Genomic DNA, 15981 nt, shown 5'->3' on the forward strand with positions numbered 1-15981 from the left:
TAAATTATTCAGGAGATTTCATCGTTATTTGCATCATCCCAAGTTGCCAGCGTGTGGTCAACCCAATCGAGCAATTCGTCGTCATCAATTTCTAATAAATGTGCATCTTGTTGCCAAGACTCCCAAGCGTAGTGCAAAATTTGCTCTAAACGCTGTGTTTCTATATCCTCTTCAGCAGCATCATATATTCCGTGAAGAATGAAGTTTAAACGTTCAGATGCCTCATCTGGGTCATCATGAACGTCTTCCATGTCCTCGAATGTAGATAATACTACATGAATATCGACGTTTGATTTCATAGTGCTTGCTGAGTCGCGATCAGTATTTTCGCAATTTCGACAAGGCCATCCTCATCATCTTGCGTAAAACGGGCGTGGTTTGGGCTATCAATATCTAGTACCCCGATTAGTGCATTATTAACCACGATTGGAACAACGATTTCAGAATTTGACGCCGCATCGCATGCTATGTGGCCATCAAATCCGTGAACATCGTCAATTCGTTGAACGGTTTGTGTAGATGCACTGGTACCGCAAACACCTTTACCCATCGGAATTCGAATGCAGGCAGGCTGGCCCTGAAAAGGACCAAGAACAAGCTGTTCGTCTTTGTATAGGTAAAAACCAGCCCAATTAACATCTTCGAGACCATTAAACAGCAGTGCACTGATGTTTGCCATGTTGGCAATTAAGTCCTGCTCGCCCGACACTAAGCTTTTCGCTTGGCTTATCAACTGGTTATATTGTTGTTTCAAACGGTGACCCTGTTATTGATTAATAGTAAACGTAACATTTACACGGGCGTTTACGCTTTCTTGTCCTGGCAGAGACAGTGACATTTCTTTTGCAAACGTATCGGCACGCATAACTGGTATCGGCATATTGCCACCAGATTCAGATATTGCAACCACTTCACCCACTTCTACACCTAATTCTTTTGCTAACATCTGTGCTCTATTCTTTGCATCAGCGACCGCTGTTACCAACGCTTTCTGATAGACAGAGGCTTCACCCATGTTTATAAAATTGAATTGTTGGATACGATCAACACCTCTTTTGAGTACGCCATCAAGCACACGATCGTAATTTTCTAAATCTGTTGAGGTAATGGCGATTTCTCTAGACAGTGTAAAACCATCTTGTTCTCTACCCTGCGGCGTATTGGTGTATCGAGGAGAAAGACGTACTTGCATACTTTGAATATAACGCTCTTCGATTCCCTCTTCTAATAAGAAACTAACGATAGATGTTAAATCGTTTTCAAGCTGCCCATTGAGCTTTGTTACCGTTGAGCCTTGTTCTTCAACGATAAAGGTAACGGAGTAAGCATTAGGTGTAACATCAATAGCGCCAACCCCTTGTACGGTTATCGTTCCCGATGCAGTGTTTGCTGCTGGCGATGCGCTTTCCTTGCTAGCCTCACTGCTCGTTTCGGAATGCGCATAGCTTTGCGACCCATATAGCAGAGCCGCAGAAACAATGAGTGTCTTGGTGAATATAAGCAGGTTTTGCATGTCAGTTCCTTAAATCGAAATTGGCGTTTAGCGTAAAGCATCCAGTTTATCTCATCATATATGAACCTTAGTTGAATAGATAACAAGACTTAGACTCTATATTCATCTGAGTTGAGCAACGTTAGATACGAAATAAATTTTGAAAAAGGAGCACGTTCAATCTACAGAAACCATGACGGACTCGAGGCCTACTGAGGTGAGTATAAATCTGTGTTCAAAGACTTAGATGGTCGAAATTACAGCTTTAGTTAAGAAAAAGCTCGGAGTTGAGACGGGATAACCAAACGCATCGCACTATGGTGGAAAGGCTAAGTTTTAACACATAAAGCTGGGGCAGCTATCGTGCCGCCAGCTCTAGGGTTGACTGTATTAATGGTTGATTAAAATAGCCATTTTACTTAAGTACGGTTTTAAGCGACGCGATACAGTGATCGATGTTGCGCTGTTTACAGGCATATCCCATAAGACCAATACGCCATACCTTTCCAGCATGTTCTCCTAAACCAGCGCCAATTTCTAAATTAAACTCATTAAGTAACTGACTGCGTACCGCAGCGTCATCAACACCCTCGGGTATTCGTACAACGTTGAGCTGTGGCAATCTAAAATCGCTATTTACCGCAAGCTCTAGACCAATTTCTTCAAGACCTTGTGCAAGCTTTGCATGTCCGCTTGCGTGTCTGTGCCACGCATTCTCAAGACCTTCCTCTTTCAATACGAGAAGCGATTCGTACATCGCGTACATACTGTTAACCGGTGCAGTATGGTGATAAGCACGTTTAGCGCCCTTGCCCCAATACCCTACGATCAAATTCATATCGAGAAACCAGCTTTGCACTTTTGTTTGTCTATTTTGAATCACTGAAACTGCTTTATCACTGAAAGACACTGGCGCTATACCGGGAACGCAACTGAGGCACTTTTGCGAACCTGAGTAGATGGCGTCTATTCCCCAGCCGTCAACATCGAGTTCGATACCGCCAAGCGAGGTAACAGCATCAACAATAGTTAAGCAGTTATGTTTCTGAGCAAGCTCACACAGCAATTTGGCTTCGTTTCTCACCCCTGTTGAAGTCTCTGCATGGACAAATGCCACTACCTTTACATCGGGATTGGCGTTCAGCGCATCTTCTACTGCATTAAGGTCGGTCTGCTCTCCCCACGTGTTGTGGATGGTAATTGCAGTGCCGCCGCAGCGTTCTACATTTTCAACCATGCGCAAACCGAAAACACCGTTGACGCAAACAATGACTTTATCTCCAGGCTCAACAAGATTCACAAAGCATGCTTCCATGCCAGCAGAGCCTGGGGCAGATATTGGCATTGTTAGCGCATTTTCAGTTTTAAACGCGTATTGCAGTAAGTTTTTGGTTTCATCCATCAACTCAATGAACAAAGGGTCAAGGTGTCCTAGTGTAGGACGCGCCATGGCGTTAAGAATCCGAGGGCTTACATCAGAGGGGCCCGGTCCCATTAAAGTGCGCTCTGGTGGAATAAATGTTGATAATGATTTTGTAAATGGCGTTGTAGATGCTTTCATATTAGCCCCTCTTACATTCAGGAGTTTTAATTCATAGCCACATACTACAAGGTTCGTCATGTGGTACAACCATCTGTATTCAACATAAATCTTGTGAATATAGTTTTAGCTAAACATTTTCAAAATATGGAGGTATTTCAGACTTAATGGAGGGAGATTTTGACACTACATAACGGAATTTCTATCGATAACACACTTATAACTTAGTAGGTGGTGTGCAAAAAATAGGAATAATTTAATGGTCGAACCAGAGGCATTGGTTCGTAATGCATTGTTATTATTAAATAAATTTTTATAATAACGGTGTCACAAAAAATTAACCGTTAATTTTTTTATAAAATGCACAAAGCTATTCTATACTCAAGGTACAACGTTAATACATACATTATCTCTCCCTGTAAAAGTTAGCGCACGGCTCAGAGATGAGCCATTCCCCTAGGCCCAGAACGATTGTTCTGGGCGTTTTTTATTGGGCTAACTGTTTTATGAATTTAAGCCTTCATGCGTCTGAACTGTTATGGATCTAAATTTTATAGATCTATTTTTTATCGAGCTGAAGTTAATGCGCAGGAACTGAGTGGCATCACAAAGCAGTTAGGTGCTTAAAATAGTGTTGCGCATTGCCTCGATAATGGGCAGCGGAAGCTTCTAGCTTTGACGCGACGCTCTCATCAAGTGTTTTAACCACTTTTCCAGGTGAACCAACCACCAAGCTATAATCCGGTATTTCCATGTTCTCGGTGATTAAAGCGTTTGCACCAATAATGCAATACTTTCCAATATTTGCCCCATTTAAAACAACTGCATTAATACCAATTAACGAGTAATCACCAATGGTGCAACCATGAAGCATCACTTTATGACCAACGGTAACACCTTTGCCAAGAGTAAGAGGAACACCAGCATCAGTGTGCAGGACACTACCATCTTGGATGTTGGTATCTTCTCCTACCGTAATTGTATCCATATCGCCACGAATAACCGCGTTAAACCACACGCTGCTTCCCTGCTGAAGGTTCACGTTACCGATAACATGAGCGCCAGGTGCGATATACACACTTTCGTTAACCGTTGGCGTTAATTCGCCCAATGAATAGTGCATGTTGTTCTCCTTCAAGTGTCCTTTGAATACCATTTGAATACCCTTTTAAAAGCCAAGCAGGCTTCAAACCAGGTTCTGTTCTTCTTTTTTCGTGTCGATTGACTCATAGATGATACGCAAATGGTAAATGTGCTTTTTGCCCTGTAAAATTACACGTCTACTTGACGCATCAACCCTTCCTGAGACGTTGAGGCGACAAGCTCGCCTTGCTGCGTAAAAATTTGACCTCTTACTAAGCCACGAGCACCACCACTGAAAGGACTGTCCATGGCATAAAGTAACCATTCATTTAAGTTCACAGGGCGATGAAACCACATGGCATGGTCAATGGTTGCCATTCGCAGAGATTTGTCGGTTACCGCGACGCCATGCGGTTGTAGTGATGTACTTAAAAAATGATAGTCAGACGCGTAAGCAACAGCAGCTTGATGAACGGACAAAGATCCAACAAGGGGATCTCTCGCCTTCATCCATATATAGCGCGTTGGGTCACGCTTTACTGGTTGATAAGAGTTAGCCGCATTAATAGTGCGTATATCTACCGGTTTGTGATAGCTCAGGGCCTCTCTCATTGGCCTCGCTATTTTACTAAAATTCTCTTGGTAAAAATCGATATCTGACTGCACCTCTTCAGGTGGCGGCACGTCAGGCATTTCGGGCGCCTGATGATGCATGCCTTCTTGAGGTACTTGAAATGATGCCGTCATATAAAAAATGTTTCGACCGTCTTGAATAGCCTTCACCCTTCTCGCAGAGAAGCTGCGGCCATCACGGACAATTTCAACATCATAAACTACCGGTTTTTTCGCATCGCCAGGTAATAAAAAATAGGTGTGAAACGAATGGGCAACGCGGTCTTTATCAACAGTTTCATAGGCTGCTGCGAGGGCCTGACCAAGCACTTGGCCACCAAAAAGCGCTCTAAATCCTAGGTCCCAGCTTTGTCCTCGGTAAAGACCTGCTTCTACAGTTTCTAACTCAAATAGCGAGGATAGTTTTATGTCAGACATGTTGTTCTTTCTCTTGGTTTAATGCTTTGGGATTTCTTGGATAATACTTTTCAGGCAGTGATACCTTATGCTCAAAAAAGCGAGTATCTTTATAGGGTAACTTCATAAACCCTGAAATACCTAACCCTTTTATAAGCGGAATTTGCGCTACTAAGTTTTCAAGAAGTGCCTTAAAGGTATCTTCTTGACTGTGGTCGAGTAGCGTATAGTAATTATGAATTTTCAAGTGCATGGGCAAAGCCTCAAAAATAATGCATCCCGTATGATGAATCGCATTCAGCGCCTTGATAGTGTCGATAATGGTTTCAGGCAGCTTAAGTAACTCATCGGGATCATCGCCATCTTCGAAGTAAGAATGGGTTCTGCTGTCGTCTTTTGACAATGACACTTTTGATAACTCGTACGGAATGTGTAGCGCCTTAGACGGAATAAAGTCTTGTTGCTCATTATCACGTTCAATGTGTACGGTGTTTTTCGCATTGAACATACAGCATTTAAATACTGCTGGCTTGTGAATGGCCCTCGCTAGAGTAATTACATTATTGACGGCTTGTTCAAAAGCACGGCGTAAGTTTGGGTCGTGCAGATTCAAGCTAGAGTCTACATAGATACCCTCCGGCTCCCACCTGACAGCCATTCCCCCGACCACGGGGTAGCGACCTAAACGGCTGATAGCAGAAACAAACGCTTTTTCAGTATCTCCCATACCTTGAAGGTAGTTTTTGTAATATCGATCAAACTGGGCGTCATCAATATACCGCAACTCTTCACTTTCAAGGGCCGCTTGCTGACGAAGATACGATTTTCTGGAACTGTAAACCACCGTCTCAATATCTTGGCTCGTTTGGTGAACCCAGGTAGGAATAAGCGCCGTGTAAGCAGTATCTTTATCCTCGGAAAACACCATATTTTTCAGCACATGAAGATGCTTAAAAAAATAGTCTCCCCCCTGCCTTCTTTTGGTCGCATCTTCATCTAACATGTAGGTGAGTATATCAGCCAGCATTTTAGGCAGTCCTAAGGAAGAAGGTGTAATAACTTTACTGCCATAACGGCAAGATTGCCCAGATGCCAGTGCATATAGCGTACTGGCTAGCCCCTGCTCATCAAAGCGAGGGGTGGATAAAGCGCCGTTAAGTTGCTCTTCACCGATAAAATACACATCCCCAAGACGAGCGTTAGTTTGTTGAAGCTCCCCCGACATTAAATCCATAACGTTATTGGTAATGAATTGCCCTGACGCGTCAGTTTGGGCGAACACCGACGAGCCCCAGTCGATAAGACCAATACACTCGTTTTCGGCGTCCCACACCAAGTTTGACGGCTTAATGTCGCCATGTACGATGGGTTTTTCCAGCCCCTTGTCGACAAAATGCCTAAAATGAAACAGTAGCTGACCAAGTTGCACCGCAATTTTAACAATTACTCGCGGCGGTAAGGGGCCTAATCGAAGGCTCACCTTTTCAAGGTCCTCTCCTGGTGCTTGGGCCATCACCAGAATGGACTGTTTTTTAATCTGTTGATATTCAATAAAGCGAGGGACAAATTCATGCTTTACATGAGACAACATGAACGCTTCTTCTTCTAATCGTTCTCGAATATGTTGGGGAAGCGTGATCCGAGAAAATTTAAATACCCGTTGTTCGCCGTTGGGCGATGTACCAGAGAAGGCAAAACCAAAGGCGCCTTTTCCTAACAGTTCAATATTGATATAACCTAGGCTTTTAAGCTCGGCCATACACAGACTCACCCAGTCTTTTAACTTTTTAGCATCTGCATGGGACAGCAAGTAAATAGACTGTTCGTCGGGTATATAAAAGTGCTTAAGACCTTTGAGTTGGGACATGATTAATTATCTTCGTTAACCCAAATAAGTCTACATGTGCTGTTTTCACCAATGTAACTTGTTACCTCATTCATAGCTGCACTCAGTGTGGTATCAAGCTGCCAGGGTGGGTTTATCACCATTATTCCTGAACCATACATACCTGCATCATGGGTATTTTCAGCTACCAGCATTTCAGCTTTAAAGCAAGGTGCTCCCAATGCACTGAGTGCTTCGCACATACGTTCACTAGCACCGTGTTTTGCCCCTGCACGCTCAGACAGTAGCGGATACCACACCACTATTTGGGCCTGTTGCCATCGCTTTAAAACGCCCTCGATACCGGTTATCACATCGTCGTATTCGTTGGCTCTCTCGTAAGGCGGGTCTATTAATATCGCCCCTCTATTTGGCTTTGGAGGGGTAAGCGCTATTAGGCCTTCGAATCCGTCTCGCTTGTGACAGTGTGAGTGATGCCCTGCATAGGCAGCAAAATTAGCCTCAAGCTTGGCATACTCTGCGGGATGAAGTTCCATAGCATGAAGTACGTCGTGGTCCCGCTTTAATTCGGCACTGATGATGGGAGAGCCTGGGTAGGCATCTTTGTCTACAAATCGTTTGCATAGCGTAATGTAATCATTGAGTAGTTCACAACTTGCTGACACATTGCTTAAACTCGACACACCAGTTTCATACTCTTTATTCTTCGCAGATAGCGAATCGGTAAAGTCGTATAAACCGGCACCTGCATGGGAGTCATAGAGGGTAAAGGGCTTGTCTTTTTTCTTAAGCGCTTTTATTACGCCTAACCAGCACAAGTGTTTAATAACGTCGGCGTGATTGCCCGCGTGAAATGCATGTTGATAACTTAACACAAAACCTCTACATCGATTTTTGATAACTCTGTAATGCCATAATAACCTCTCGTGTTAACCGAGTACATTCCTAAGCCAACAGGGGTTAAAAAAAGGGCTAGATAAAAAGGCAATAAAAAGGGCTAATTGACATACCAATTAGCCCTTTTAAGACATCACTTTCTGAGCACTCCGTTAGTCACGCTGTCTTAGCTCTTACAAACGATAGCTCGTTCAAACAATAGCTATTTCAAATGCATAAGCATTTTTTCAGGAGAAGTAAGGTAGCTCATCCATAGGTTATTGAAACGAACCATGGTTGCGCCATCAATTATGCGGTGATCGCCAGACCAATTAACCGCCATGATATGCTGAGCAATCACGTTATCGTCGGCATCAAATCGTGGCAATTTTTGGGTTTTGCCCAAGGCTACAATGGCTGCTTCCGGTTTGTTAATCACAGGAGTCGCTGTGATCCCACCAATCGCACCGATATTTGAGATACTGATGGTACCTCCTTTAAGGTGCTCACCGGATACTCGCCCTGCTCTTGCTTGGTCAATAATTTCCTGCATTTGCACGGCAATATTGAGTAGCGACAGATGCTGAACCCCTTTAATATTGGGCACTAACAACCCTATCTTCGAGTCCACAGCAAATCCAATATTGTGGTCTTCAAAATAGGTGAGCTCAGTACCATCATCGTTGAGCTGACTGTTGATGACTGGAAACTCAGTAAGCGCTAGCGACATGGCCTTGACGAAAAACGGCATGAAGCTAAGTTTAACCTCTTTCTTCTCAAACTCGGGCTTGAGGTTCTTGCGAAGTGCAATGAGGTTATCCATTACCACTTCATCACTTACCGTAAAGTGTGGGATGGTATACACAGAGGCTGCCATTTGTTTCGCCATTGCAGATTGGATACCGCGAACTTTTTCCACGCGAGTTGCCCCCGTAACAGCGCTTTGAACTGCACTCGTTGATGACTCTTTCGCTGGCGCTGCTTTGGACGTAGCATCTTTACCAGACACCGATTGGCCTCTCTTAGAAGAAGACTCAGAAGAAGACGCAGAAGCAGACGCAAAAACAGAAGTAAGTACGTCAGATTTTAAAATACGCCCCTTTTTCCCCGAACCCGATACGTTGAGCAAATCAATATCTTTCTCTCTGGCGATACGACGCACCGCAGGACTTGCTAGCACTTTACCTGGAATAGAAACAGGTGGCTCAAAGTCACCATCTTTCCATTTGATATCGTTTTCTCGTTCGACTGCTTTACTGCCGCTTTGTGCATTAGCATTCGAAGACGTCGGTTTGGCGCTAGCTGCACTGTTAGAGTCTGATGCCTTGGCGTCGATTGGTGCTTGCTCTGGTCCTCTAACGCTGCCTTCAGCGCCCTCAACAGACAGCGCGAAAAGTGGGCTGTGTACTGCAGCAATTTCACCCTGTGCATAATAAAGTTTATGAACGATACCCGCATTTTTGGCAGGAATTTCCACTACAGCTTTATCAGTCATCACCTCAACAACGGCCTGATCTTCTTCAATGCTGTCGCCTTCTTGCACATTCCATTTAACAATTTCACATTCAACAATCCCCTCACCAATATCGGGAAGGATAAAGTCTTCGATAGTCGATGAATGAGATGACGCATTTGAAGTTGTTGAATTGCTACTTTTTGTCTGGGGCGCGTCTCGTTCTGCGATGTCTGTTTCAGCAATATCTGTTTCAGCAATATCTGTTTCAGTTTCAGCTGCGCCTGCATCAGAAACGTCTGGCTTCATAGAGAATAGCGGCTCGTGCACTTTTGCTATTTCACCAACAGCATAATGCAACTTTTCCACTACGCCAGCATGCATAGCAGGAATTTGTACTGTTGCCTTATCCGTCATCACTTCGGCTACTGGCTGGTCTTCTTCAATGTGTTCACCTTCGCTAACCAACCACTCCAACAGTTCGCATTCAACGATACCTTCACCAATGTCGGGTAAAATAAATTCAATTGTCATTGCTACTTCTCCCGTCATTAATAATGAAGCGTACGCTTAATAGCTTCGTACGTTTTAGTTTCGTCTGGCATATATTCTTTTTCATGAGCCAGTGGGTATGGCGTATCTAAACCGCACACCCGTGCAATCGGCGCTTCTAGGTATAAAAAACAACGCTCTTGAATACTTGCTGCAATTTCACTGGCAAAACCGCCTGTAAGTGGTGCTTCGTGGTTAATCAGCAAACGTCCCGTCTTCCTAGCTGACTGCATGACGGTTTCCACATCCCATGGCAATATGCTTCTTAAGTCAACAATTTCACATGACACACCATCTTCTAGTGCCATATCTGCCGCTTTTTGCAAAATCTCTATTTGAGCACCCCATCCTAGCAACGTTATGTCGTTACCTTCTTGCACAATATCGGCTTTACCAAGAGGCAGTTCATAATCTTCTTCAGGAACATCGGCCACAGACGCTCTGTAAAGGCGCTTCGGCTCCATAAACAGAACCGGGTTTTTGTCTCTTATAGAGGCAAGCAGTAACCCTTTTGCATGGTAAGGGTCTCTTGGTACCACAATTTTAAGGCCTGGGCAGTGGGCAAAAAACGCTTCCGGAGATTGACTATGATACAAACCGCCTGCAATGCCGCCACCGTAGGGAGTGCGAATGGTCAACGAACCAACATCAAACTGGCTACCTGAGCGGTATCGCCACTTCGCTGTTTCATTCACAATTTGATCGAATGCGGGAAAAATATAATCGCCGAATTGAATTTCTGCTACCGGTACTGAGCCCTGTGACGCTAATCCATTCGCAAATCCGATAATTCCTTGCTCGGTTAATGGCGTGTTGAAACATCTACCTTTACCGAACTTTTCTTGTAAGTGGCTTGTTGCGCGAAAAACACCGCCAAAGTGGCCAACATCTTCGCCAAACACCATTACTTTTTCGTCATCGGTCATGGCTGTAATGAGGGCGTTATTGATTGCTTGTAGTAAATTCATTTTAGCCATTATTTCACTCTCCCCGCTGTTTTAGGGTATCTCTGAGGATATTTCTTTATATGTGCCTTTAATGAGGCTAACTGTTCTTTCAGATGCCAAGGTGGGGTGTCGTATACATCTTCGATGATGTCGTCGATATCACACACATCTGTTTTTTCACACGCCTTCATAGCTGCAAGCACGTCTTGTCTCGCTTTTTCCACGCGCTTGTCATTTTCTTTCTCATCAAACCATCCCTTCCCTTCAAGCCAATTGGCCATTCGGGTAATTGGGTCTTTGGCGCGCCATTTGTCTTCTTCGTCTCTTGAGCGATAACCCGTTGGGTCGTCAGACGTGGAGTGTGCAGCAAGGCGGTATGTCATAGCTTCAATGAGCACGGGACACTTCTCTGCAATAGCAAGGACCCTAGCTTCTTTCGTTGCAGCGTAAACTGCCAGCGGATCATTACCATCAACGCGAATAGTTTTAATGCCATAACCAAGACCACGAGACGCTATTCCGTCACCGGCAAATTGCTCTTCAGCAGGTGTGGAAATGGCGTATCCATTATTACGGCAGAAGAATATAACTGGGCAGTTTAAGACCGCAGCCATATTCAAACCGGCGTGGAAATCACCCTCAGATGCAGCACCTTCACCAAAATAGCAGATGGTAACAACGTCTTTTCCAGACATCTTCTGCCCGTAAGCATAACCCGATGCCTGTGGGATCTGGGTACCAAGGGGTGATGAGATAGTCATGAAGTTCAGCGCTTTGTCACCATAGTGAATGGGCATTTGACGACCTTTGTTTGGGTCGTCTTTATTGCTGAACATTTGGTTCATGAATTGGTTTGTTGTGTAACCACGATAGGCTAATGCGCCCTGCTCTCTGTACTGCGACATGATCATATCGTCTGGCGACAGCGCTGCCGCGCTTGCTACCGACGCAGCTTCCTCGCCGGTACTGGCAAGATAAAAACTAATACGACCCTGGCGCTGCGCACCAACCATTCTCTCATCTAAGACACGAATGTATTCCATCGTGTCATAAATTTTTAGTGATTCTTCTTTTGTCAGTGTGGGTTCCACTGCGCCATCGATGACACTTCCTTCAGCAGATAAGATCTGAAGCATTGGGATGTCGACCACACCATTTTTTATTATTTGTACGTTGGATACGGTTTTTACATCTGCGAGATGATTTCTATCTTTCACAATTTTTCCTCTTATATTTGAGGGCTAATAGCAATATCTATCGTTGTAAAAGATGGTAGTAGAAACAATGAGGAAGTGTATTCCTCATTAGAAATGAATTTGTTTGCAAGATGAAGAGCCTGAACTACTAAACCAGCTCAGGATAGGATATCTATCCTACAAAGGTAAATTCGTTGTAAAAATTGTGACATTAATGAGAAATATAATTCTATTTAATGAACAGATAGGTGTCGGAAAAGAAACATTTGCCAAAGCCGAAATGTGTAATTTAGTTACGAAACTTGCGCACCTGATAGCGAAAACTTCGCAAAATTATTTTTATTTTATTCGAAAATCGTGCTCGCTGTAAATGTAACAAAATATGTAATGTATTTAATTTTGAAACACTCATGACATTCATGTGACAAGTGTGCTAATAATTGTAGTGTCTTGATGAGAGAGGCAATGTCGATTTGCCAGCTTAACAAAAATAAAAGCACAATCATCGAGGCATCGGGGAATAAAACCACAAGAGATGAACTATGAAAAAAACAACTTTAAGCGCTGCAATATTGGTGGCTTTATCTGCCACAACTGCTGCGGCGAATGACAGATTCGATTTAGATGCCCTTACTAAGGGTTTCGAGAAAAATGCAACCGTTGAACAATCTGCACTAGCGAAAGCTGGAACAACATGGCTTGTTAAAGCGAAAAGTTCTACTGCTACATCGGTAGCAGACGTAGCGCTGGCAAATCGCACTGGATTATCTAACCTTTCTAACCCAACAGATGCTGTTTACAACGCAAATACGGGCCTTGATATACTGCAGGCACAAATTGAATCTTTAGGTTTGAATGTATCGTTTAAATCTAGAACAACTAACTTGGTTGCAGGTTTGGTTATCGATGGTTCTTCACAGGACATCGCTAAAATCAAAACCCTTAGCGGCGTAGAAAGTGTTTTGCCTGTTGTAAATTCAGAACTTCACATCGCTGACAGTGCAGAATATATCAACGCAACAAGCTTAGTGACTGGTAATGTTGCAAGTGGTCAAGGTGTTCGTGTTGCCATCCTCGATTCAGGTCTAGATTATACGCATGCTGCTGTTGGCGGCCCGGGTACTATCGAAGCTTTCAACGAAGCATCTGCTGACCTTGCTGATACACCTGCGTGGCCTATCGGTAATGTTATTGGTGGTTTCGACTTCTTTAATGGCGACCCAGATCCAATGGATAACAACAACCACGGAACGCACGTAGCGCATTCTGTTTTGGGTGTTTCTCCTGACGCACAGGTTTATGCATACTCAGTATGTGCCGAAAACTGTCCAGGTGCGGCTCAGTTAGCCGGCCTTGAAGCGGCAATGGATCCAAATGGCGACGGCGACATTTCTGACCGTGTAGATGTTATTAACATGTCTCTTGGTGGTGATTTCGGTACTAACCGTGGTGGCGCTGTTGGCGAGCTAATCGACAAAGCGGTCGAGCTTGGTGTTGTAGTTGCCATTTCTGCTGGTAACGATGGCCCTACTCCGTTTATCGTTGGTGGCCCGAGTACTACCACCAATGCACTTTCTGTAGGCGCGATGACTCACCCTACAACGGAAGAACAAGATATTTCAGCCTCGCTAGGCGAAACTGCAATTGTAGCTGTTGGCTCGGCATTTAATCCTGAGCCAGAGTTCTCAATTGATAGCACAACGCCAATTGTATATGCAGAGCCGGAAACTAATGCTACAGGTTGTGTTGAATATGCGGCCGACCTTACCGACCAAGTCGTTTTAATTGATCGCGGTGCGTGTGGGTTTACCACTAAAGTAGCCAATGCTGAAGCTGCTGGTGCTGCGTTTGTTATTGTAGCAAACAACATTGAAGGCGATGGCGCTTTCGTTATGGGCGGTACGCCAGCTGAGCCAATTGGCATCAACTCGGTAATGATTTCGAAAGAAGATGGCGACGCGCTTAAAGCATCAATTGAAGCTGGCAGTGCAATGTTTGCATTCGATTCAGTTCTTGTCGCTAAGCCTGGCGCGATTGCGACCTTTACTTCACGCGGTCCATCAGTAGACGGGTTGCTTAAACCTGAAATTACTGCGCCGGGTACCGCGATTGATACTGCGGCTGTTGGTACAGGCGACGGTACGTCTCCTATCAGTGGTACATCGTTCTCAAGCCCAATTACGGCTGGTGCTTTAGCTATGCTAGCGGAAGTGTTCCCTAACCGTAATGCGTTCGAGCTTAAAGCAACGCTGATGAACTATGCGAACCTTGACGTTACGCTTGAGCCACGCTCAACGAACCCAGAAGCTGAACTTGCCCCAATTAGTTACATCGGTGCGGGTCTTGTTGATGTAGAAAAAGCGTCGATGTCTGCTACTGCGGCATGGGACTCTTCTACTAAGCAAGCTGCTCTAGCGTTTGGCCTTCTTGGTCTTAACGAAACAGCGTCTATTACTAAAACAGTGACGGTTAAAAACTTCTCTGGCGAGTCTAAAACTTACACATTGGCAGATGAAGCTCGCTTCGCCAATGATGCAGAGACTGGCGCGCTTACGATGGAATATCCAAGTACATTAACGGTACCTGCTGGTCAAACAGTCACATTTGATGTTGTGGCGACTATTGACCCAACTAAGCTTCCAGAGTGGACATTAGACAGCACAGTAGCTGGCAGCCCAGATGGAACTGCAGAGCTAACATCGGTGGAGTTCGACGGTGCACTTATGTTCACTGATGAAGCCGAAGAAACAATGCACCTTGTTTACCACGTATTGCCGAAAGCGTACGGCTCGGTAGAACTAGGTACTGAACTAACTGAAGACGGTGTTTTACGTACCGTAACTAATACTGGTTCTGTTGACTTTGACACTGCACTTGTTGCTACCATGATTGATAGCGGTGTAGATGCTGACAAGCAATTTGATATTGTAAGCACGTCACTTGAGTACGCATCAGTACCTGCTGAAACCTGTGAAGCAGGTGCAATCGTATTTACTAACATCACCATGCGCGACCCAGTGGCATCATTGCATTCAGCTGGTTTCTTCATGGACGTGGATGTTGATGGCGATGGCGTTTTTGACTTTACTGCGCAAACTCTTAATGAGTCAGCATTTGGTAGAGACTCTACTGCCGTACTTACCTTCACTCGCCCATTTGGTGCGTTATCTGGTCAGTTGTTTGGCACAATTCACGAGCCAGGCTCAAACGTATTAAGCATGGTAAGCTGTGCGGACGCGTTAGGTCTAACTATTGCTGACCTTGGCAATGCGAGTGCAACTGTTGCCTTCCGTGTTGAGAACAGTGCTTTTGACTTCTTCCCATCTGTAGCATACGACGAAGACTTGGTAATCTCTAATTACTCGTTCCCACTTCTTGGCGCACCTACAGTAGTAGATGCAAGCGGTGAAGCGGTAGCGACTCTAGAACCAGGCCAATCAGCGTTCTTAAGTGGTGTAGGAACAGGCGGTTTCACATTCTTAGGTGCTGACGGTGCTGTTGCAACAACAATACCTGTAGACGGTGGAAATGCACCAACGATTGAAGCGCAGTCTTTTGACGTTGATGAAAACACGGAAACAGGTACGGTTGTCGGTACTATTGAAGCGTCAGACGTAGATGGTATTACAAGCCCAGTATCAGAGTTCTTCGTTCAGTCTTCTAGCTCGATTGCACTGTCTGTTTCTCGTGATGGTACCATCACGGTAGCAGATAGTTCTCTGTTGGATTTTGATGCCGGATTCGAGAGCGTTACTATGGAAGTAGTGGCAATTGATACATCTGGAAAAATCTCTGAGCCGGCTGAAATTACAGTATCGGTTAATAACCTAGCTGACGAAGTGAGTGAGCAACCTGCTCCACCACCGCCTGCTCCAGAACCTCGTTCTACTGGTGGCGGTTCTACCGGTTGGTTGAGCTTGTTACTTCTACCAGCAATTTACCTACGTAGACGTTTTAAATAATTTTA

Annotated in this window: 12 protein-coding genes; 1 reads left to right on the forward strand and 11 read right to left on the reverse strand. The window is 44.6% G+C overall.

Annotated elements, in window-relative coordinates; all coding sequences use genetic code 11:
- Positions 1–8: 8 nt before the first annotated feature.
- From O9X84_RS10930 to O9X84_RS10980, 11 genes are all read right to left on the reverse strand, one after another.
- A complete protein-coding gene (locus O9X84_RS10930; RefSeq protein ID WP_032094124.1) occupies positions 9–299 on the reverse strand; it encodes a hypothetical protein in 291 nt (96 codons plus the stop codon).
- Positions 296–754, reverse strand: a complete 459-nt coding sequence (locus O9X84_RS10935; RefSeq protein WP_269519787.1) for a GAF domain-containing protein — start codon at positions 752–754, stop codon at positions 296–298. The genes O9X84_RS10930 and O9X84_RS10935 overlap by 4 nt, the downstream gene beginning before the upstream one ends.
- Positions 755–766: 12 nt before the next feature.
- Positions 767–1513, reverse strand: a complete 747-nt coding sequence (locus O9X84_RS10940) for an SIMPL domain-containing protein (RefSeq protein ID WP_269519788.1) — start codon at positions 1511–1513, stop codon at positions 767–769.
- 394 nt (positions 1514–1907) lie between these two features.
- Positions 1908–2987 carry a pyridoxal-phosphate-dependent aminotransferase family protein gene (locus O9X84_RS10945; RefSeq protein ID WP_269519845.1) on the reverse strand — a complete coding sequence of 360 codons (1080 nt, stop codon included), beginning with the start codon at positions 2985–2987 and terminating at the stop codon, positions 1908–1910.
- 649 nt (positions 2988–3636) lie between these two features.
- The gene (locus O9X84_RS10950; protein ID WP_269519789.1) at positions 3637–4155 is read right to left on the reverse strand and encodes a gamma carbonic anhydrase family protein; all 519 of its coding nucleotides are present in this window, start codon (positions 4153–4155) and stop codon (positions 3637–3639) included.
- Positions 4156–4304: 149 nt separating this feature from the next.
- Positions 4305–5165: an acyl-CoA thioesterase gene (locus O9X84_RS10955; RefSeq protein ID WP_163106322.1), complete on the reverse strand. Its 861-nt coding sequence runs from the start codon at positions 5163–5165 to the stop codon at positions 4305–4307.
- Positions 5158–7011: a protein kinase domain-containing protein gene (locus O9X84_RS10960; protein WP_269519792.1), complete on the reverse strand. Its 1854-nt coding sequence runs from the start codon at positions 7009–7011 to the stop codon at positions 5158–5160. The genes O9X84_RS10955 and O9X84_RS10960 overlap by 8 nt, the downstream gene beginning before the upstream one ends.
- Positions 7012–7013: 2 nt before the next feature.
- Positions 7014–7865 carry a 23S rRNA (adenine(2030)-N(6))-methyltransferase RlmJ gene (locus O9X84_RS10965; RefSeq protein ID WP_269519793.1) on the reverse strand — a complete coding sequence of 284 codons (852 nt, stop codon included), beginning with the start codon at positions 7863–7865 and terminating at the stop codon, positions 7014–7016.
- Positions 7866–8089: 224 nt separating this feature from the next.
- The gene (locus O9X84_RS10970; RefSeq protein WP_269519794.1) at positions 8090–9853 is read right to left on the reverse strand and encodes a dihydrolipoyllysine-residue acetyltransferase; all 1764 of its coding nucleotides are present in this window, start codon (positions 9851–9853) and stop codon (positions 8090–8092) included.
- Positions 9854–9870: 17 nt separating this feature from the next.
- Positions 9871–10848 (reverse strand): alpha-ketoacid dehydrogenase subunit beta, encoded by a 978-nt coding sequence (locus tag O9X84_RS10975; protein ID WP_269519795.1) that lies wholly within the window; start codon positions 10846–10848, stop codon positions 9871–9873.
- Positions 10848–12035 carry a thiamine pyrophosphate-dependent dehydrogenase E1 component subunit alpha gene (locus O9X84_RS10980; RefSeq protein WP_269519796.1) on the reverse strand — a complete coding sequence of 396 codons (1188 nt, stop codon included), beginning with the start codon at positions 12033–12035 and terminating at the stop codon, positions 10848–10850. Before O9X84_RS10980 ends, O9X84_RS10975 begins: the two co-directional genes overlap by 1 nt.
- Before the next feature lie 521 nt (positions 12036–12556).
- On the opposite strand from O9X84_RS10980, the gene O9X84_RS10985 reads away from it, so the two are divergent.
- Positions 12557–15976 carry a S8 family serine peptidase gene (locus tag O9X84_RS10985; RefSeq protein WP_269519797.1) on the forward strand — a complete coding sequence of 1140 codons (3420 nt, stop codon included), beginning with the start codon at positions 12557–12559 and terminating at the stop codon, positions 15974–15976.
- Positions 15977–15981 lie beyond the last annotated feature (5 nt).

Origin of the sequence: Alteromonas sp. BMJM2, from assembly GCF_027257845.1 — a bacterium.
Classification (GTDB): domain Bacteria; phylum Pseudomonadota; class Gammaproteobacteria; order Enterobacterales; family Alteromonadaceae; genus Alteromonas.

Bases quoted from the DNA above. Each gene is read 5' to 3' on its own strand.
- O9X84_RS10930 (WP_032094124.1), bottom strand. From the start codon at position 299: ATGAAATCAAACGTCGATATTCATGTAGTATTATCTACATTCGAGGAC.
- O9X84_RS10940 (WP_269519788.1), bottom strand. From the start codon at position 1,513: ATGCAAAACCTGCTTATATTCACCAAGACACTCATTGTTTCTGCGGCT.
- O9X84_RS10945 (WP_269519845.1), bottom strand. From the start codon at position 2,987: ATGGGACCGGGCCCCTCTGATGTAAGCCCTCGGATTCTTAACGCCATG.
- O9X84_RS10950 (WP_269519789.1), bottom strand. From the start codon at position 4,155: ATGCACTATTCATTGGGCGAATTAACGCCAACGGTTAACGAAAGTGTG.
- O9X84_RS10955 (WP_163106322.1), bottom strand. From the start codon at position 5,165: ATGTCTGACATAAAACTATCCTCGCTATTTGAGTTAGAAACTGTAGAA.
- O9X84_RS10960 (WP_269519792.1), bottom strand. From the start codon at position 7,011: ATGTCCCAACTCAAAGGTCTTAAGCACTTTTATATACCCGACGAACAG.
- O9X84_RS10970 (WP_269519794.1), bottom strand. From the start codon at position 9,853: ATGACAATTGAATTTATTTTACCCGACATTGGTGAAGGTATCGTTGAA.
- O9X84_RS10975 (WP_269519795.1), bottom strand. From the start codon at position 10,848: ATGGCTAAAATGAATTTACTACAAGCAATCAATAACGCCCTCATTACA.
- O9X84_RS10985 (WP_269519797.1), top strand. From the start codon at position 12,557: ATGAAAAAAACAACTTTAAGCGCTGCAATATTGGTGGCTTTATCTGCC.